Source organism: Actinotalea soli (genome assembly GCF_017565425.1).
Lineage (GTDB): Bacteria > Actinomycetota > Actinomycetes > Actinomycetales > Cellulomonadaceae > Actinotalea > Actinotalea soli.
Genome location: NZ_JAGEMK010000006.1, coordinates 137024 through 155982, shown reverse-complemented (window position 1 = coordinate 155982; position 18959 = coordinate 137024). Strand labels below are relative to the sequence as shown.

The window sequence follows — 18959 nt, the reverse complement described above, 5'->3', positions numbered from 1 at the left end:
GGCCGACGCAGGTACGCCGTGGCTGGGACCGGCCACCGGGCGTGGATGTACGTCGACGCGATCCTCGGGGCGCACGCCGAGGTCGCCGAGCTCGTGGCGTGGTGCGAGCCCAACCCGACCCGGGCCGAGTACTACGACACCCAGGTGGCCCAGCGCGGAGGCCCTGACCCGCTGCCGCGCTACCTCCCGGCCGACCTCGAGCGGATGATCGCCGAGCAGAGGGTCGACGTCGTGATCGTCACGGCCCCCGACCACACCCACGCCGACCTGGTCTCCCGGACGCTGGCCGCGGGGGCCGACGCCGTGGTCGAGAAGCCGCTGACCATCGACGCCGACGGCTGCCGCACCATCACCGGCGCGGTGGCGGAGACCGGCCGCGACGTCGTCATGACCTTCAACTACCGGTACGCCCCGCGGAACAGCTCGCTGCGCGAGGTCATCGCCTCGGGGGCCATCGGCACCCCGACCTCGGTGCACTTCGAGTGGGCCCTGGACACCGTCCACGGGGCGGACTACTTCCGCCGCTGGCACCGGCGCAAGGACCTCTCGGGCGGGCTGCTGATCCACAAGTCGAGCCACCACGTCGACCTCGTGAACTGGTGGCTCGACGACGTGCCCGAGCGGGTCTACGCGAGCGGCGCCCTGCGCTTCTACGGCGACGAGGCCGCGGCCTCCCGCGGGATGACCGACCGGCCCGAGCGCGGCACGGGCCACGCCGAGGACCACTGGTGCCTGGACCTCGAGCAGGACCCGCGGCTCAAGGCCCTCTACCTCGACGCCGAGCACCACGACGGCTACCGCCGCGACCAGGACGTCTTCGGCCCCGGCATCACCATCGAGGACACGATGGCCGTGCTGGTCGACTACCGCGGCGGCGCGACCCTGACCTACTCCCTCAACGCCCACGCGCCCTGGGAGGGGTACAAGGTCACCGTGAACGGCACCGAGGGGCGGGCCGAGCTCGAGGTCGTCGAGCGCGGCTCGGTCGAGTTCGACGAGGAGGGCCGCGCGGTGCTCGACCCGAGCGCGACCCCCGAGGCCTTCGCGGGGGACTCCCTGCGCCCGGTCGGTGACCGGCTGCTGGTGCAGCGGCACTGGGAGCGGGCCACCGAGCACCCCATCCCCGAGGGCATCGGCGGGCACGGTGGCGGGGACGCGATCCTGCTGGCCGACGTCTTCCGCGGGCCGGGGCAGGACCCCCTCGGTCGCCCCGCGGGGTACCTCGACGGTCTGCGCGCGGTCGCCGTGGGCATCGCGGCCAACGAGTCGATGCGGACCCGCCAGGCCGTCGCGATCGCCGACCTCGACCTGGGGGTCGACCTGTGAGCCGTCGTCGGACCCTCATGATCGGGACCGGGGCGATCGCCGGGGCTCACGCCGGCGCGGTCGCCGCCCACGCCGACCGGGCCGTCGTCGGGCACGGGGTGGACCTCGACGCCGGTCGAGCCCAGGGCTTCGCCGAGCAGCACGGGCTCGCGAGCTGGGGCACGGACCTGGCCGCAGCGCTGGCCGGGGGCGAGGACGGGCCGCCCGACCTCGCGCACATCTGCACCCCGCCGGGCTCCCACGTGCCCCTCGCGGTGCAGTGCCTCGAGGCCGGGGTGCCCGTGCTCCTGGAGAAGCCGCCCGCGCTGAGCCTGGCCGAGGTCGACGAGCTGCTCGCGGTGAGCGAGCGCACCGGGGTCGACGTCGCGGTCGTCTTCCAGCACCGCTTCGGGGCGGGGGCCGAGCGCGCGCGCCGCCTCCTGGCCGACGGCGTGCTGGGCCGGCCCCTGGTCGCGACCTGCCACACCCTGTGGTTCCGCGACCCCGAGTACTTCGCCGTCCCGTGGCGGGGCAGGTGGGAGGTCGAGGGCGGTGGCCCGACCATGGGCCACGGCATCCACCAGATCGACCTGTTCCTCGCGCTGCTCGGGCCCTGGGAGGAGGTCAGCGCGATGGCCGGGCGCCAGGCCCGGGACACCGAGACCGAGGACGTCTCGACGGCCCTGGTGCGGTTCGCCGACGGGACCCTCGCGACGATCGTCAACTCCCTCGTCTCGCCCCGGCAGACCTCCTCGCTGCGCATCGACACCGAGCACGCGACCCTCGAGGTCGACCACCTGTACGGCTACACCGACGCCGACTGGACCTTCACCCCGGCCCCCGGCAGCGAGCAGGTGGCCGAGCACTGGGTGCCTGACCCGGACGCCCCGTCCAGCAGCCACACCGGCCAGGTGGGGGTGCTCCTCGACGCCCTCGACGCCGGCACCCCGCTGCCCGTCACCCTGCGCGAGGCCCGGGACACCCTCGAGCTGGTCGCCGCGATCTACGCCTCGGCCTTCACCGGGAGGACCGTGCGACGCGGCGAGATCGGGCCCGGGCACCCGTTCCACTCCAGGATGGACGGCACGGGGGCGCCCTGGATGACGACGACCACCACCACCACCACTGAGGGGGACCACCGATGACCACCGACCACGACGACGCGACCCCGCGGCACCTGACCGTCCGGCACGACCTCGACCGCTCGGTGCAGGTCTCCTGCGACGGGCAGCCGCTGCTCACCTACGTCTACGAGCCCGACGACGTGCAGCTCGAGTCCCCGCGGCCCTACTTCCACCCGTTGCACACCCTCGGCGGGGACCTGGTCAGCCTGTTCCGCCCGCACGACCACGTGTGGCACAAGGGCATCGCGTGGTCCCTGCCGAACGTCGGGCCGCACAACTTCTGGGGCGGGCCCAACTACGTGCACGGGCAGGGCTACGTCCAGCTCGACAACGACGGCTCGATGGACCACGAGCGGTTCACCGCCCTCGAGGTCGACGAGGACGGCGTGCACGTCGCGCACGACCTCGTCTGGCACACCCAGCCCACCGAGGGGCGCGAGGTCGGCACCGCCGTCGTCGTCGAGCAGCGGGCCTTCGGTGTCACGGCCCCGGCCGAGGACGTGTGGGTGCTGACCTTCTCCTCGACCCTGCGCAACGTGAGCGAGGAGGACCTCGACATCGGCTCGCCCACCACCAAGGGCCGCGAGAACGCCGGGTACGGCGGCCTCTTCTGGCGTGGGCCGCGCTCCTTCACCGGCGGCACCATCCTCGCCCCGGGGCACGCGGGCGGTGAGGAGGTGCGCGGGACCAGGGCCGAGTGGATGGGCTTCACCGGGCAGCACGACGAGACCGCCCGGCACTCGACCCTCGTCATGGTCGACGACACGGCCAACCCGCAGCACCCGCCGCAGTGGTTCATGCGCAACGAGTGGTTCGCGGGGGTCAACCCGGCGCCCTTCTTCAGCGAGGAGGTGCCCTTCCCGCCCCAGGCGGAGCTGACGTTCCGGTACGCGGTGGTCATCGCCGACGGCGCGGCCGACCCCGACCGCGGCGAGGAGCTGGCCGGGCTGGGGCGCGCGGCGCTCACGGCATGGTCCGCCGGTCGCGAGGGCTGAGGCGATGGGCGGCACCGGTGCGCCGCTGCCCTTCCCGGGCGGCACCTCGGTCAGCCGGCTGCGGGTGTACGACTGGCCGGCCCCCGACGGCGCCGGGCTGGTCGGCAGCGGGACCCCGCACCTGCACACCGCCTCGAGCGAGGGCTACGTGGTGCTCGGCGGCACCGGGTCCGTGCAGACCCTGAGCGCCGAGGGGTTCACCGAGACGCCGCTCGAGGCCGGGGTCGTGGTGTGGTTCAGCCCCGGGGTGGTGCACCGGCTGGTCAACGACGGCGGGCTGGACCTCGTGGTCGTCATGTCCAACGCGGGGCTGCCCGAGGCGGGGGACGCCGTGCTGACCTTCCCGCCCGCGGTGCTCGCCGACCCTGAGCGCTACCGCGAGGCCGTGACCCTGCCCGTTCAGGACGAGGGCACCGAGGACGACGACGTGGTCGCGGCGGCGGCCCGGGCGCGGCGGGACCTGGCCCTCGAGGGGTACGCGGCCCTGCGCGCGCGGGTCGAGGGCGACGGTGGGGCGGGACTGGCTGAGCTGCACGCGGCCGCAGCCCGGCTCGTGAGCTCCCGGGTGCCGCAGTGGCAGCAGATCGTCCGCGACGGGGTCGAGGCCTCGACCGCGCGGACCGTCGAGGCCCTCGCGGGCCTGGCCGCGGCCGATCCGACGCACCTGGCCGGTGCCGCCATCAGCGCGACCGGACCGCGGCCCGGACCGCGGCGCTACGGCATGTGCGGGCGGCTGCAGACCTGGGAGCTGTAGCGCGGGCACCCGGCAGGTCGTAGCGCTGAGCCGGGTATCGCGCTCGGGGCCTGTGGTGGAGTGGGCGCCATGTCGACCGCGGAACGGTTCCAGGGCGTGCTCGTGGCGCTCGCGGCCGGCGCCGGGCTGCTGCTCGGGTCGGTGTTCCCGGTGGGCGACGCCGCTGGTCGGGTCGTGCTGCCGCTGCTCCTGGCGATGCTGGTCGCGGTCTTCCTCCAGCTCGACGCCGGGGACCTGCGGGACGCCCGCCGTGCGCGGGGGGTGCTCGGCGCGAGCCTCGTGCTCAACTTCGTGCTCACCCCGGCCCTGGCCTGGGCCCTCGGTGCGGGGCTGCTCGGCGGGCAGCCCGACCTGAGGATCGGCCTGCTGCTCCTCCTGGTCACCCCGTGCACCGACTGGTACCTGGTGTTCACGGCCGTGGCCCGCGGGCACGGCGGCATCGCGGCGGCCCTGCTCCCGGTCAACCTCGTGCTGCAGCTGCTGCTGCTCCCGGTCTACGTGCTGCTCCTCGGCGGGGAGGCCGCGATGGTCGATGCGGGGACCCTCGTCGAGGCCGTCCTCGTGGTCCTCGTGGTGCCGCTGGTCCTCGCGATGACGGCGCGGCTGGTCGCGGTGCGGACGCGGGGGGAGGCGTGGCGGGAGCGCGTCGTCGTCGGGCCGGCGAGCAGGGTCGTGCTGCCGCTGCTGTGCCTGGCGGTCCTGGCGATGGTCGCCTCGCAGGCCCGCACGGTGCTCGACCACGGCACCGCGGTGCTGCTCCTGCTGCTGCCCCTCGGGATCTTCTTCGTCCTCGCGCCGCTCGCAGCGCTGGCCGCCGCCCGGCTCCTCCGGCTCCCGGCCGACCAGCGCGTGACCCTCGTGATGACGACCACGGCGCGGAACTCGCCGATCGCGCTCGCGGTCGCGGTGGCGGCCTTCCCGGACCGGCCCCTCATCGCCCTGGCCCTGGTGCTCGGGCCGCTGGTCGAGCTGCCGGTCCTGGCCCTGCTGGCGCAGGTGGTGCGGGCGCCGCAGGGATCGCGGCCACGCTAGCGACGGCCCGGCGGGACTGCGCGACGGCGACCCCCGCGAGGACGATCAGCCCGCCGACGGGCTCGTGCCAGGAGATGCCCTCGCCCAGCACCGCGATCCCGACGACGGCCGCGACCAGCGGGGTCAGGTAGGTGACGGTGCTCGCGGTGCTCGGGCCCGCCTGCTTGATCACGTGGAAGTTGAGGACGAAGGCGAAGCCCGAGCCGACAGCGCCCAGGGCGACCATCGCCCAGACCACGGTCGCGGTGACCGGCGCGTGCGGCGCGACCCCTGCGACGAGCAGCACCGGCACCATGAGCAGGCAGCCCATGGACACCTGCCCCGTCGCGAGGGCCACGGGCCCCTCCCCGGAGCCGGTCAGGTGGCGCCGGGAGTACGGCAGCCCGATGCCGTAGCAGGTCACCGCCCCCAGGCAGGCCAGCACCCCCGACCACTGGCCGGCCGCGAACCCCTCCCAGACACCGAGGACGACGGCCACCCCGAGGAACCCCATCAGCAGACCCAGCACGCGCCGCCGGGTGGGCTGCTCCTCGGGGTAGGCGGCGAGGATCACCGCGAGGGTGGTCAGCGGGGTCGCGGCGTTGATGATGCCCGCGAGGATCGAGGACACGTGCTGCTGCCCGACGGCGAACAGCGTGAACGGCACCGCGTTGAGCACCGCCCCGACGACGAGGAGGTGCCCCCAGGTGCGCCGTCGACGGGGGAGTCGTTGGCGCAGCACCGCCGAGAGCAGGAGCAGGGCCAGGGCGCCCAGGAAGAGCCGGCCGAAGGCCACCTGGACCGGGGTCAGCGAGCGCAGCCCCACCTGGACGAAGGCGAAGGAGCAGCCCCACACCACGGCCAGCACGAGGTACGCCAGCACCCAGGTGGGCGGACGGCGGCTCATGCGGACCGCTCGGCGGGGTGCTCGGCTGCCTCGGTCTCGGCCGCCTCGGTGGCGAGGAGGCGTTGCTTGACCTCGAGGCCCCAGCGGTACCCGCCCAGGCTGCCGTCGCTGCGCACCACCCGGTGGCACGGGATCACCAGGGCGACGGGGTTGGCCCCGCAGGCGCTCGCGACCGCACGGACCGCCGTCGGGGCTCCGATCGCCTCGGCCACCTCGGTGTAGGAGCGCGTCTGGCCCGCGGGGATGCGGCGCAGGGCGTCCCACACCCGGGCCTGGAAGGCCGTGCCGTGCAGGTCGACCGGCAGGTCGGTGCCCGGGCTGTCGCCGCGGGCCAGGGCGCGCAGCCCGTCGGCGAGCTCGGCCAGCCCGGCGTCGTCCTGCTCGAGGTGCGCGGCCGGGAACTCCTGCCGCACCTGCTCGAGGAGGGGGCCGACGTCGGGCCCGATGCGCACGGCTGCGAGCCCGAGGTCCCCCGCGACGGCGAGCACCTGGCCGAGGTCGGTGTCCACGGTCGTCCAGCGCAGGGCCTGGCCCGGGGCCCCCGTGGCGTACTGGCGCGGGTTCATGCCCAGGGTGGGGCTCGCCGTCTCGTAAAAGGAGCGGACCGAGCCGAAGCCCGCCGCGAAGATCGCCTCGGTGACCTGCTCGTGCTCGCGCAGCAGCCGCCGCACCTCGCCCGCACGCACCGCCTGACCGAAGGCCCGCGGGGTCGTGCCTGCGTGGGCGGCGAAGAGGCGGACGAGCTGACGCTCGCTGCACCCCGTGAGCTCGGCGAGCTCGGCCGTGGGCACCGGACCGCCGGCCTCGACCATGGCGCGGCAGGCCCGGACGACGCGGTCCAGGCCGAGGGGTGCGGCGGGGGTCGCGGTCGGGTCGGTGGTCATGGGGTCGAGGCTACGGAGCCGTGGGGGGTGCGGGCACTCCGGTTCCGGCCATCCTGGGGCCAGTTCCGGCCAGGGACGGCGCGCGTCGGGGCGGGCGCGCGCCTAGCATCCCCGGATGACCTTCACCCCGTGGGACGTCCTCGACTGGCGCCGCCAGGTCGCCGACATCTACCGCAGCGTGCGGGAGGCGCCGTCCCCCGCCGTCGGGCACGCACGTTGGGTGTCGGCCCGGGCCACGCTGCTGCTCGAGCACCCCGCCTCCCCGGTGCCGGCCGAGGCCCGGACCTCGTGGGCGGGGCCCGTCGTGGCCGAGTACGACCCGGCGCTGCGGTTCGTGGTGCTCGTCGACCGCGAGGTCGAGCCCGCACGGCGCGAGGTGCCCACCGGGACCGACGGGGTGGTGGGCATGGACCGGGTCGGGCGGGTCGAGCTCGGGGACCTCGGCGGCCTGGACCTGTGGTGGCTCAGCGGGTACGGCGGCGGGCTGTTCCTGCCGGTCAAGGACCCGGCCGAGGGCTCCTACGGTGGCGGGCGGTACCTGCTCGACACCATCAAGGGGGCGGACCTGGGCGGAGGCGCGGGGCGTGGGGATGGCCCGAGCCACGGTGGGCTCGAGAGGGCCGGGGCCGAGCTCGTCGTCGACCTCAACTTCGCCTACCAGCCCTCCTGCGCCTACGACCCTGCGTGGGCCTGCCCCCTCGCCGGCCCCGGCAACACCCTGGCTGCGGGGGTCGAGGCCGGCGAGCGGTACGTCGCGGTCTGAGGCAGCGGCTCAACGAAAGTGCCGGGCGACGACCTCGGCCCCGGTCTTGCCGTACATGCAGTAGTCGTCGTTCTGGGCTGCCTCGTGCGCCGGGTAGAGGTGCGCCGGCCAGTCCCAGAGCGCCACGCCGTCGACCCACGGGGTGCCCAGCGCGGCGGTGAGCATCTCGTCGAGGTAGGCGGCCTGGGCCTCCTGGTCCGGTGCCCCGACGAGGGACCAGTCGTTCGGCCGGTGAGGTGACCCCGTGCGGCTCGGGCAGCCGGCCTCGATGAACAGGAAGGGCCGGTCGTGGCGCGCGACCACCGGGGCGATGCGCGCGAGGTGCTCGGTCCAGGTCCCCGTCGGGTAGTAGCCCGAGGAGCTGATCACGTCGACCGCGTCCCACCAGCGCAGCCGGTCCTCCTGGTACTTGTCGCAGTTGTAGGTGATCGGGCCGCGGTAGACGGCGCGGACCTCGGCGGCCAGCCGACGCCACCGCTCCTCGCAGGCGTCGGCACGGACCATCTCGCACCCGATGCAGAACAGGTCGACGCCGAGCTCCTCGGCCAGCGCCGCGTGGTGCAGGACGTACTCGGCGTACGCGTCGAACCACGCGTCCCAGGTCGGCTCGCCGGGGACGTCCTCCGCGAAGAAGCCGATGTGAGCGCGCCACGTCCCGTCGGCGCAGTTCACCGTGGGCTTGAGGCAGACCCGCAGGCCCAGGGTACGGGCCTGGGTCACGGCGGCCCGGATCTCCTCGTCCGCCAGGGCAGGGGCCTCGCGCCAGTGGATCTCGGTGGACTGCGCGGTGTCCTGGAGCGCCGCGTAGGCCAGCACCACCCAGGTGGGACCGAGCTCGGCCATGGCCGCCATGGAGTCCTGGGCGTCAGGAGTGGTCCAGGTGCCCCGGGTCCCCGTCCACCCCCAGGTGATCGCGTGGAACGGTCCGGGTGGGAGCGGGCGCGGAAGAGTGGTCGTCGTGGTCGGCATGGGGCGGTCCTCTCGGGGGGTGCGGGTCTGTTCTGCCGGTGGGTCGTCGAGCGGCTCGGACTAGGGTGTGGGAGCCCCGCAGCCGGGGGGGCGCGGACGTGGCGGAGGTGGATCGATGGCTGGACGCCGCGGCGGGTCGAGGCGCCCGACGATCGCCGACATCGCCGCCCGGGCCGGCGTGTCCTCCGGGGCGGTGTCGTACGCGTTGAACGGTCGTCCGGGCGTCTCCGACGACACCCGCGCCCGCATCCTCGAGGTCGCGCGCGAGGCGGGCTGGGTTCCGAGCGCCGCCGCGCGGGCGCTGACGGGCGTGGGCTCGGCGACCGTGGGGCTGGTCATCACGCGAGAGCCCGCCGTCCTGGGGATCGAACCCTTCTTCATGGCCTTCGTCGCGGGTATCGAAGAGGTGCTCTCCGAGCGCGGCTACGCGCTGCTGCTGCAGGTGACGCCCCGGCCAGATCAGGAGGTCCAGACCTACCGCGCGTGGTGGTCGGCCGGGCGGGTCGACGGCATCTTCCTGACCGACCTGCGCTCGCAGGACCGTCGGCTCCCCCTCCTGGGGGAGATCGGTCTGCCGGCAGTCGCCGTCGGGGACCCGTCCGCGGCGGGCGACCTGCCCGCGGTCTGGAGCGACGACGCGCATGCCGCGGTCGAGGCCGTCGAGCGCCTCGCGGCCCTCGGTCACCGCCGGATGGCGCACGTCACCGGTCCCGCTGAGCTCGTGCACACCCAGGTCCGGTCCGCGGCGATGCGCGAGGCCTGCGCCGAGCGTGGTCTCGAGCCGTTGGTCGAGGTGCGCACCGACTACACCCTCGACTCCGGGGCGGGGGCCACGCGTGCGCTCCTCGAGGCCTCGCGGCGCCCGACGGCGATCGTGTTCGACAACGACCTGACCGCGCTCGCGGGGGTCCGCGTGGCCGAGGAGCTCGGGCTGCGGGTGCCCGGGGACGTGTCGGTCATCGCGTGGGACGACTCGCCGCTGTGCCGCCTGACCAACCCGCCCCTGAGTGCGCTCAGCCGGGACGTGTCGGCCTACGGTGCCGCGGCGGCCAGGGTGCTGCTCGACCTGGTGCGTGACGGCGTGGCGGCGTCGGACCGAAGCTCGGTGCCGGCGCTCGTCGACCGCGGGAGCATCGCCCCGCCGCCCATCTGACGGCTCCTCCCGGCGCCCCGCAGGCGGCGCGGGCCGCAGCGCCCGTCGCTGGATCGACCGGATCTGCATCAGTCCTCCTCGACTGTTGACCCTTCGCATCTTAAGCGCTTAAGTTCCTTTTTGTCGCACTCGCGACCCGCCGCAGCGTCGCTGCGGGCGTCGAGACGGAGAAGGAAGAGCCATGCGCAAGCGCACAGCGTCCACCACAGCAGTCACGACCAGCCTCGTCCTCGCCCTGGCCGCGTGCGGCGGGGGTGGCGACGAACCCGGTGCCACCCAGGACGGCGAGATCGCCGGGGACATCACCGTCCTGACGCAACGGACGGACATCGTCGACACCGTCTTCGCCGAGTACAAGGAGGCGTTCGAGGCCGAGTACCCGGACGTCTCGGTGACCTTCGAGGCCATCACGGACTACGAGGGGGAGGTGACGACCCGCATGAGCACGACCGACTACGGCGACGTGCTGCTCATCCCCAACTCGATCAACCCCACCGACCTCCCCGACTTCTTCGAGCCCCTCGGGACCGTCGAGGAGCTCAGCGACACCTACCGGTTCGTCGCGACCGAGCAGGCCTACGGCGGGCAGGTCTACGGGATCGCGATCACGGGGAACGCCCAGGGGATCGTCTACAACAAGGCCGTGTGGGAGGAGGCCGGCGTCACCGAGGTGCCCACCTCGCCCGAGGAGTTCCTCGACGCGCTCGAGGCGGTCCAGGAGGGCACCGACGCGATCCCGCTCTACACGAACTACGCCGACGGCTGGCCCCTGACCCAGTGGGAGGGGCACCGGGGCACCGTGACGGCCGATCCCGAGGCCGCCAACGCCCTGGCCCACACCGATGCGCCCTGGGCCGAGGGCGAGGAGCACTTCGTGATCGACTCCCTGCTCTTCGACGCGGTGGAGGCCGGGTACACCGAGCCCGACCCCGTCACCACGAACTGGGAGGAGAGCAAGGGCCTGCTCGGCCGCGGCGAGGTCTCGGCGATGGTCCTGGGCTCGTGGGCGATCGTCCAGATGCAGGCGGCCGCCGAGAACCCGGACGACATCGGCTACCTGCCCTTCCCGTACCAGGTCGACGGGACCTTCCACGTGAACACGGGCGGGGACTACAAGAACGGCATCAACGTCAGCTCGGAGAACAAGGCTGCCGCTCGAGCCTGGATCGACTGGTTCGCGGACGAGTCCGGGTACGCGACCGACGAGGGTGGCCTGTCCCCGCGTCTCGACGGTCCCGACCCGGACACCCTGAGCGACTTCGAAGGGCTCGACCTCGAGTACATCGAGCTCGCCCCGGCCCCCGACGGCGAGGAGGGCCTGGTCAACGAGATCGACTCGCAGGCGCAGATCGGGTTCTGGTCACCCGACTACCGGCAGCGGATCGTCGACGCCGCCCGTGGTGCCTCCGGGGAGTCGAAGGAGGAGATCTTCGCCGACCTCAACGACCGGTGGGCCGCGGCCCGGGCTGCCGTCGCCGACTGAACCGGTGTGGTGCGCCTGCCGCGGGCGACACCGCGGTGGGCGCACCCGACCGCGGGACGAGACCCGTCCCGCCGCGCTCGGAGGAGATCCTCATGACCGGTCTGGCCACAGATGCACCTGCTGCTGCAGGTCCCCGCCGGCGCCTGGCGTCCCCCGGGGAGCCGAGCCCGCGCCGTCGTCGGCGCGGCAGCGCCACCCCCTACGTGTTCCTGCTCGTCCCGCTGGCTCTGCTGATCACGTTCACGTACGTGCCCGTGGTCAACATGGTGCTGTACTCGTTCACCGACTGGAACGGGATCAGCCGCACCAAGGAGCCCGTGGGACTCGACAACTACGTCGCGATCTTCGCGCGCCCCGAGTACTTCCGGGTGTTCTTCGTCAGCCTCTACTACTTCGCGGCCTCGTTCGTGCAGATGGCCCTGGCCCTCTACTTCGCCACGATCCTCAGCTTCAGCACGAGGTTCCGAAACCTGTTCAAGGGCATCCTCTTCTTCCCCTACCTGATCAACGGGGTGGCCATCGGCTTCACCTTCGTCTACTTCTTCCGGCCCGGGGGGACGCTGGACACGACCCTCGTGGCCCTCGGTCTGGAGGGACTGACGCAGCAGTGGCTCGGTGACCCGAGCATCGTCAACATCTCCCTCGCGAGCACGTCGGTGTGGCGGTACATGGGGCTGAACTTCGTGCTCTTCCTCGGTGCGATCCAGTCGATCAACCCGAGCCTGTACGAGGCCGCAGAGCTCGACGGCGCGAACCGCTGGCACCAGTTCCGGTGGATCATCCTGCCGTCGATCCAGCCCATCGTGAGCCTCTCGTTCATCCTCGCGATCTCGGGAGCTCTGGCGGTCTTCGAGATCCCGTTCATCATGACCGGCGGTGCCAACGGGTCGACGACCTTCGTCATCCAGACCGTGACGACGGCCTTCGAGTTCCGCCGCGTGGGACTCGCCTCCGCGATGGCGGTCGTGCTGCTCCTCTTCGTCCTGCTCATCACGTGGATCCAACGACGGATCGTTCCCGACGAGAGGGTCAACCTCACATGAAGCGCGTCGCGGCCAGCACCGCCAAGTACACCTCGCTCGTCGTCGCGAGCATCGTGACCCTGCTGCCCCTGGTCGTCATCCTCATGGCGTCCCTCAAGAGCCGCGAGGAGTTCCAGACCTCGGGGCTGTTCGACCTGCCGAGGTCGTTCCAGCTCGACAACTACGTGACGGCGTTCACCAGCGGCCGCATGGCCCTGGGGTTCATGAACACGATGATCATCCTTGCGGTCGCCATCACGGGCACGGTCCTGATCGGGGCGATGACGGCCTACGCCATCGACCGGTTCGAGTTCCGGCTCAAGAAGGCAGTCGTCGTGGCGTTCCTCGTCGCGGTGCTCGTGCCAGGGGTGACGACCCAGGTGGCGACGTTCCAGATCGTCAGCGGCCTCGGTCTCTACAACACCCGCTGGGCCGCGATCGCCCTCTTCCTCGGTACGGACATCGTCTCGATCTACATCTTCCTGCAGTTCGTCCGGGCGATCCCCAAGGAGCTCGACGAGGCGGCGAAGCTCGAGGGTGCCAGCCACCTGCGCATCTTCCGCAGCGTGATCCTGCCCCTGCTGAAGCCCGCGATCGCGACGGTCGTGATCATCAAGGGCTTCGCCTCGTACAACGAGTTCTACATCCCGTTCCTCTACATGCCGTCGCGGGACCTGCCCGTGCTGTCCACCTCGCTGTTCCGCTTCACGGGGCCGTTCGGGGCCCAGTGGGAGGTCATCGCCGCGGGAGTCGTGATCGTCATCATCCCGACGCTGCTGATCTTCGTCGTCCTGCAGCGCTACATCTACAACGGATTCACCTCAGGAGCCACCAAGTGACGCACCATCCCACCGTCCTCGACACCGCTGCCGGCCAGGCGGTGCGCCGCGAGGACCTGACGAGCTGGCGGCTCAGGCTCGGCAGCGAACGGTCCGCGGCGCCCCCCAAGGTGCTCGACCGTCTGGTGGCCGGGTTCGAGGTCCAGGTCCCGGAGAGCGTGCTCGCCTGCCTGGTCCGCCACGGGGTCCTCGACGACGTGACGGTCGACGGGACCGAGGAGGACGTCGCGTGGGCAGCCGACTGCTCGTGGTCCTACCGCACGGCGGTGCAGCGGCACGGCGACGACGCGCACGTCCGGTTGATCCTCGAGGGGGTCGACACGGTGGCGACCGTCCGGGTGGACGGCCAGGAGGTGCTCCGCACCGACGACATGTTCCATCGCTGGGTCGTAGACCTCGGCGTCGACGACTCCGCAGGCGTCTGGGAGGTCGAGGTGCTTGTCCACCCGGTGCTGCCGGTGGCCCGGGCGGCCGAGGCCCAGCGGCCGTTGCCCCGGGCGGACATCTACGAGCTGCCCTACAACCAGGTGCGGAAGATGGCCTGCTCCTTCGGGTGGGACTGGGGCCCCGTGACGGTCACCGCGGGGCTCTGGCGGCCCGTGGTGGTGGAACGCTCCCTCGCGGGACGCCTCGACCGGGTGCTCCTCTCCCCGGGGTGGGACGGCCAGGCCCTGCTGCGCGGGTCGGTCCGCGCGGACGGTGCGGTCGCCCGAGCGCGGCTGCGGGTGAGCACGGTCGGCGCCGATCCTGCCGTCCTGGCGGAGGTGATCGCGGAGGTCGTCGACGGTGAGGCGTCGTTCGATGCCGTGGTGCCCGGGGCCGAGCGGTGGGACGTCGTCGGGCACGGGGTCCAGGTGCTTCACGAGGTCGAGGTCGAGGCGGTCACGGCGGACGGAGCCGTCCTCGATCGTGAGGTCCGTCGGGTGGGCTTCCGTGACGCGGAGCTGCGGCAGGAGCCCGACGCCCACGGGCGGAGCTTCGAGATGCTCGTCAACGGCCAGCGGGTCTGGGCACGAGGGTTCAACTGGATCCCCGCTGACGTCGCTCCCGAGCGCCTGGCCCGCCGCCACGTCCGCGCTCTGGTCGAGGACGCTGTCGCTGCCGGCGCGACGATGCTGCGCGTCTGGGGTGGCGGGGTGGTCGAGTCGGAGGACTTCTACGACGCCTGCGACGAGCTCGGGGTCCTCGTCTGGCAGGACTTCTCCTTCGCCTGCGCGGCCTATCCGGAGGACGACCAGCAGGTCGAGCGCGTTCGCCGGGAGGTGGCCGACGCCGTCCGGCGCGTGGGGCACCGCGCCTCGCTGGTCCTGTGGTGCGGGTGCAACGAGAACCTCTGGGGGCACGAGGACTGGGGCTGGAAGGAGGCCTTGGGGGACGGGCCGTGGGGAGCGCGCCTCTACCACGACGTCATCCCGGCGGTGCTCTCTCGCCTCGACCCGGACCGTGCCTACGTCCCGGGCTCGCCCTTCTCGCCGGCGTCTGGCGCGCACCCCAACGATCCGACCCAGGGCCCGACCCATCACTGGGACACCTGGAACGAGGTGGACTACGCCGCGTTCGAGGGGAAGTCCTCGCGGTTCGCCGCCGAGTTCGGGTGGCAGGCGCCCGCGTCCTGGCCCACGCTCGTCGACGCGCTCGGCGGGGAGCCGACGGGTGCCTCGGACCCGCGTCTGGCTCGGCTGCAGAAGGCGTACCGGGGCATGCAGAGCCTGGCTCGAGGGGTCGCGGAGCACCTGCCGCACCTCCCCGAGGACGGTCGAGGGTGGTACCTCGCGACCCAGCTCGTCCAGGCCCGCGCCGTGCGGGCCTCGATCGGCAGGTTCCGCAGCGTGCACGAGACCTGCTCAGGGGCGCTCTGGTGGCAGCTCGACGACTGCTGGCCGGCGCTCTCCTGGTCGGTGGTCGACGTGGCGGGTCGTCGGAAGCTCGGGTGGTGGGCCTGCGCGGAGGTCATGGCCGCACGCACGGTCCTGCCTACCGCCGACGGGGTGGTCGACGGCCTGACGCTGGTCAACGACCTGCCGGGCCAGTGGTCGGCGCGCGGGTCGCTGCGGGTGCTGACCGAGGGCGGGGAGGTGCTGCTGACCGAGGAGCTCGAGACCGTGGTCCCGCCGGACGGGCACGCGGTGCTGCGACCCTCGGAGCTCCCGGCGGGTGCGGACGTCGTCGTCGTCGACCTGGACGGGCGACGCGCGGCGCGGTGGCTCACCGCGGACGGTGGGCTGACGCACGCCCCGGCGCGGGTCTGCGTCCGTCTCGGTGCGGTCGAGGCGGGGCGCGCGGTCATCGAGGTCGAGGCCGTCGACCTGGTACGCGACCTGGTGCTGCTCGCGGAGACGGCCCCTCAGCTGCGAGAGTCCCGCGTCGACCGGCAGCTCGTGCTGCTCCTGCCCGGGGAACGGGTGGTCTTCACGGTCACCGGGCCGGGCGTGGCCGAGCTGGCGCCGGACGCGTGGCCCGAGCTGCTCGGGGCCGGCGTCGAGCTCACGGTGCTCCCCGGGGCGGAGAGCTAGCCACCCCGGCCCCGGCCCCTGCCCCGGCCCCGTTCGCCTCGCAGCCCGGGCGTCGGCCGGTCCCCTCAGACCGGGGGCGATCAGGGTCACGATGCGACCGAAGTCGACCCCGATGAGCACGGGGCGAGGGGAGGGCGGGGGAGCGGGGTCGATCGAGGTCACGATGTGACCCGTATCGACCCCGTCGTTCGTGGGGAGCTGGACGGGGGGCACGCCGCGGGGGCCGCGTGCTGGTCGGACGTGGCGCTCGGACCGGTCGTCGTCGTAGGCTATGAAACGTTTTAAAGGACTCGACGAGGAGTATCGATGACGACGACGGCTGGCGGCTTCACCCTTCCCGGTGAGGCCGGGCACGAGGACCTCACCCTGGCCCTCGCGGAGCGGTGGGGGGCCGACGTCATCCGGGACTCGGACGGCACGAGCCTCTCGCGGGAGATCCTCGACTCGGGGCACGGCATCTACTCGACCCTGTGCCTCATCCGTGAGGACAACGACTGGGCCAAGGCCAACCCGGACAAGCTGCAGCAGAACTTCCTCATGACCACCCCGGTCACGGCCACCGGCCCCGAGGTCACCATCGAGCTGCTCGCGGGCTACTCGCGGGACCAGTTCGTGGTCAACGACTGGGACGGGCTCGAGTTCTGGCAGGTCTTCGACCGCACCACGGGGCTCGAGGTGCCGCGCGAGCGGTGGGAGCTCGTCGAGGGCGGGCGCGTGGTGGTGCGCGGGGTCGAGCCGTGGCACAGCTACACGGTGAACTTCCTGGTCACACGGATCTGGGAAGAGATCTCGATGTACAACCACGTGACCAACGACTGGGGGGACCGCGAGCACCTGCGGGCCGTCGAGCCGCGCCACCCCGAGGTCCGCGAGCACCTGCTGGCCTGGCTCGAGCAGTGGTGCGTGGACCACCCCGACACCACGGTGGTGCGGTTCACCTCGTTGTTCTACAACTTCGCCTGGTTCTGGGGGGACGACCCTGCCCTGCCGCACGTCTACGCCGACTGGGGCTCCTACGACTTCACCGTCAACCCGATCGCGCTGCGCGAGTTCACCGCCGCCACGGGCATGACCATCACCTCGGAGGACTTCGTCAACGCGGGGCGCTACACCTCGACCCACAACCCGCCGTCCGAGGTCTACCGCGCCTGGATGGCCTTCACCCAGGACTTCGTCCTCGAGCTCGGCAAGGCCTGCGTCGACGTCGTGCACCGGCACGGCAAGAAGGCCTACGTCTTCTACGACGACTCCTGGGTCGGCCTCGAGCCCTACTCGGGGCGCTTCACCGAGTACGGCTTCGACGGGCTGATCAAGGCCGTGTTCTCCGGCTACGAGGCGCGCCTGTGCGCCGGGGCCGACGTCCCGACCCACGAGCTGCGCCTGCACCCGTACCTGTTCCCGATCGACCTCGAGGGCAAGCCCACCTTCGCCGAGGGCGGGGACCCGACGTCGGACGCCCGCGCGTACTGGACCACCCTGCGCCGGGCCCTGCTCCGCGCCCCGATCGACCGCATCGGCCTGGGCGGCTACCTCAGCCTGACCGAGCCCTTCGGCGACTTCCAGGACTACATCGCCCAGGTCGCCGACGAGCACCGCCTCATCCGCCAGCTGCACGCCGACGGCGCCCCGCACACCTCGCCCGTGCGGGTCGGCGTCCTGACCGCCTGGGGCTCGCTGCGAACCTGGACCACCTCGGGCCACCTGCACGAGAACCCCGAGCTCACGCTGCTGCACGTGCTGGAGTCCCTCGCCGGGCTGCCCCTGCAGGTCACCTTCCACTCCCTGGCCGAGGTCGCCGCGGGCGGGGTCCCCGAGGACGTCGACGTGCTCATCAACGCCGGGGACGCCGGCTCGGCCTGGTCCGGGGGAGAGGCGTGGGCGAACCCTGCGCTGGTCACCGCCGTCACGGCCTTCGTCGCGCGGGGCGGCGGGCTCGTGGGTCTCGGACAGCCCTCGGCCACGACCTTCTCGACGCGGTTCTTCCAGCTCGCCGACGTCCTCGGCGTCGACCAGGACACCGGCGACCGCATCCGCCTGATGCGCCGCACCTTCGACCTCGCCGAGGGCCACGCGGTCCTCGCCCACGGGGCCGACGACGCCGGGCTCGGCGTGCAGCCCGGGGTGTTCCTGACCCGCAGCGACGCCACGGTCCTCGCGGCCGACGGCGGCACCCCGGTCGCGACGGCGGCCTCCTTCGGCGCGGGCCGGGCCGTCTACCTGGCCGACCACCGGCACGGTGCCGGCGCGACCCGCCGTCTGGAGAACGCGATCCTCTGGGCCGCGGGGGCCGAGCGCACCGGCTGGTGGTCGACGGACCCGCGGGCCGAGGTCGCGGCCTTCCCGGCCTCGGGGCGGCTCGTCGTCGTCTCGACCACCGACGAGGCGATCACCACGACCGTGCACGGCGGGACCGACCGCGAGGTCAGCCTCGAGCCGGGCGGGATGGTCGTGCTGAAGATGTGAGCCTCGTCGGCACCGTGATCTCTCCGGTCGGCCCGGCCGACGGCCAGGTCACGAGAGGGGTGCTGTCCCCAGTGCGCCGTAGGCAGCGACGAAGGCGCCTGCGACGGCAGCGGTCCCGACCACGGTGAGCACCACCAGGACGGCGCCGCGGATGCGCCGCAGCAGCATCCCCACGAGGAGTCCGAGCCCGATCACCCCGATCAGGATCCAGTAGACGGGGCTCGTCGTGTCCGCGACGGCGGTCAGCCCGAAGACGGCCTCGCCGAGACCGATCCCCGCCAGCAGCGCTGTGCCTGCGGCGGCCCGCCACCCGGACTCTGCCCGCAACCAGCTCGTCGCCACCCCGATGAAGGGACCGACCACGACACCCACCACCACGAACAGCGTCGGGTCGTAGTACAGGCCCTGCATCTGGGCCGAGACGGAGTACCCCACGGTCAGCAGGGCGAAGCTCGCGACCCCGAGCACCGCCGAGAGTGCTGTGGACACCCGGGCCCACGCCAGCAGGAGCACGGTCACGAGGGTCCAGCCGGACGCGGAGTTCGCGAAGGAGGTCAGGGCGCCGGGAAGGAGCCCTTGGGCGAAGAAGGTCGCCATCCCGCCCAGAAAGCTCGCAACGACGACCACGGCGACGCGCGCCCACGTCCCTGACAGCCGCTCAGTCCGTGTCACGGCGCGAGCATAGGCGCTCGCCGCCCCCGAGGCCCTCGACCACCGTGGGTTCCGAGAGTCGGCGGCGTCCCCAGACGCGCCCTCGTCCGTCGGCGGCCGGTG

The 18959-nt window shown here is 72.8% G+C and carries 16 protein-coding genes; 12 read left to right on the top strand and 4 right to left on the bottom strand.

Translation table 11 applies throughout. The features are described from left to right. Positions 1–18: 18 nt before the first annotated feature. From J4G33_RS12390 to J4G33_RS12370, 5 genes are all read left to right on the top strand, one after another. The gene (locus J4G33_RS12390) at positions 19–1326 is read left to right on the top strand and encodes a Gfo/Idh/MocA family protein (protein WP_307793878.1); all 1308 of its coding nucleotides are present in this window, start codon (positions 19–21) and stop codon (positions 1324–1326) included. Further along, positions 1323–2450, top strand: coding sequence for a Gfo/Idh/MocA family protein (locus J4G33_RS12385; RefSeq protein WP_307793877.1), 1128 nt, complete (start codon positions 1323–1325; stop codon positions 2448–2450). The genes J4G33_RS12390 and J4G33_RS12385 overlap by 4 nt, the downstream gene beginning before the upstream one ends. Beyond that, on the top strand, positions 2447–3424 hold the full coding sequence (locus tag J4G33_RS12380) for a DUF6807 domain-containing protein (RefSeq protein WP_208056278.1): 978 nt from the start codon (positions 2447–2449) through the stop codon (positions 3422–3424). The genes J4G33_RS12385 and J4G33_RS12380 overlap by 4 nt, the downstream gene beginning before the upstream one ends. Before the next feature lie 4 nt (positions 3425–3428). Beyond that, entirely contained in the window at positions 3429–4178 is a 750-nt protein-coding gene (locus tag J4G33_RS12375) for a cupin domain-containing protein (protein ID WP_208056277.1), read from the top strand. A gap of 69 nt (positions 4179–4247) precedes the next feature. After that, complete coding sequence (locus J4G33_RS12370) at positions 4248–5210, top strand: arsenic resistance protein (RefSeq protein ID WP_208056276.1); 963 nt, start codon at positions 4248–4250, stop codon at positions 5208–5210. Here the strand turns inward: J4G33_RS12370 and J4G33_RS12365 are convergent. Together J4G33_RS12365 and J4G33_RS12360 are read right to left on the bottom strand one after the other, a co-directional pair. Continuing rightward, on the bottom strand, positions 5110–6096 hold the full coding sequence (locus tag J4G33_RS12365) for a DMT family transporter (RefSeq protein WP_208056275.1): 987 nt from the start codon (positions 6094–6096) through the stop codon (positions 5110–5112). The two genes, J4G33_RS12370 and J4G33_RS12365, sit on opposite strands and share 101 nt — an antisense overlap. Further along, positions 6093–6980 (bottom strand): methylated-DNA--[protein]-cysteine S-methyltransferase, encoded by an 888-nt coding sequence (locus J4G33_RS12360; protein ID WP_208056274.1) that lies wholly within the window; start codon positions 6978–6980, stop codon positions 6093–6095. Before J4G33_RS12360 ends, J4G33_RS12365 begins: the two co-directional genes overlap by 4 nt. A gap of 115 nt (positions 6981–7095) precedes the next feature. Here J4G33_RS12360 and J4G33_RS12355 point away from each other — a divergent pair, with 115 nt between their 5' ends. Continuing rightward, positions 7096–7743, top strand: a complete 648-nt coding sequence (locus J4G33_RS12355; RefSeq protein WP_208056273.1) for a DUF1684 domain-containing protein — start codon at positions 7096–7098, stop codon at positions 7741–7743. Between the two features lie 9 nt (positions 7744–7752). Here J4G33_RS12355 and J4G33_RS12350 read toward each other — a convergent pair whose 3' ends face one another. Then, the gene (locus J4G33_RS12350; RefSeq protein WP_208056272.1) at positions 7753–8712 is read right to left on the bottom strand and encodes a glycoside hydrolase family 113; all 960 of its coding nucleotides are present in this window, start codon (positions 8710–8712) and stop codon (positions 7753–7755) included. 115 nt (positions 8713–8827) lie between these two features. Between J4G33_RS12350 and J4G33_RS12345 the strand changes: the two genes are divergently transcribed. From J4G33_RS12345 to gnpA, 6 genes are all read left to right on the top strand, one after another. Further along, complete coding sequence (locus tag J4G33_RS12345) at positions 8828–9865, top strand: LacI family DNA-binding transcriptional regulator (protein ID WP_208056271.1); 1038 nt, start codon at positions 8828–8830, stop codon at positions 9863–9865. 181 nt (positions 9866–10046) lie between these two features. Further along, positions 10047–11348, top strand: a complete 1302-nt coding sequence (locus tag J4G33_RS12340; RefSeq protein WP_208056270.1) for an ABC transporter substrate-binding protein — start codon at positions 10047–10049, stop codon at positions 11346–11348. 92 nt (positions 11349–11440) lie between these two features. Continuing rightward, the gene (locus J4G33_RS12335; protein WP_208056269.1) at positions 11441–12391 is read left to right on the top strand and encodes a carbohydrate ABC transporter permease; all 951 of its coding nucleotides are present in this window, start codon (positions 11441–11443) and stop codon (positions 12389–12391) included. Continuing rightward, positions 12388–13209: a carbohydrate ABC transporter permease gene (locus J4G33_RS12330; RefSeq protein ID WP_208056268.1), complete on the top strand. Its 822-nt coding sequence runs from the start codon at positions 12388–12390 to the stop codon at positions 13207–13209. The genes J4G33_RS12335 and J4G33_RS12330 overlap by 4 nt, the downstream gene beginning before the upstream one ends. Continuing rightward, entirely contained in the window at positions 13206–15722 is a 2517-nt protein-coding gene (locus J4G33_RS12325; RefSeq protein ID WP_208056267.1) for a glycoside hydrolase family 2 protein, read from the top strand. Before J4G33_RS12330 ends, J4G33_RS12325 begins: the two co-directional genes overlap by 4 nt. A 306-nt stretch (positions 15723–16028) precedes the next feature. Continuing rightward, positions 16029–18185 carry a 1,3-beta-galactosyl-N-acetylhexosamine phosphorylase gene (gene gnpA, locus J4G33_RS12320; protein WP_208056266.1) on the top strand — a complete coding sequence of 719 codons (2157 nt, stop codon included), beginning with the start codon at positions 16029–16031 and terminating at the stop codon, positions 18183–18185. Between the two features lie 48 nt (positions 18186–18233). Here the strand turns inward: gnpA and J4G33_RS12315 are convergent, their stop codons facing one another. After that, the gene (locus J4G33_RS12315; protein WP_208056265.1) at positions 18234–18857 is read right to left on the bottom strand and encodes a DUF6518 family protein; all 624 of its coding nucleotides are present in this window, start codon (positions 18855–18857) and stop codon (positions 18234–18236) included. Positions 18858–18959 lie beyond the last annotated feature (102 nt).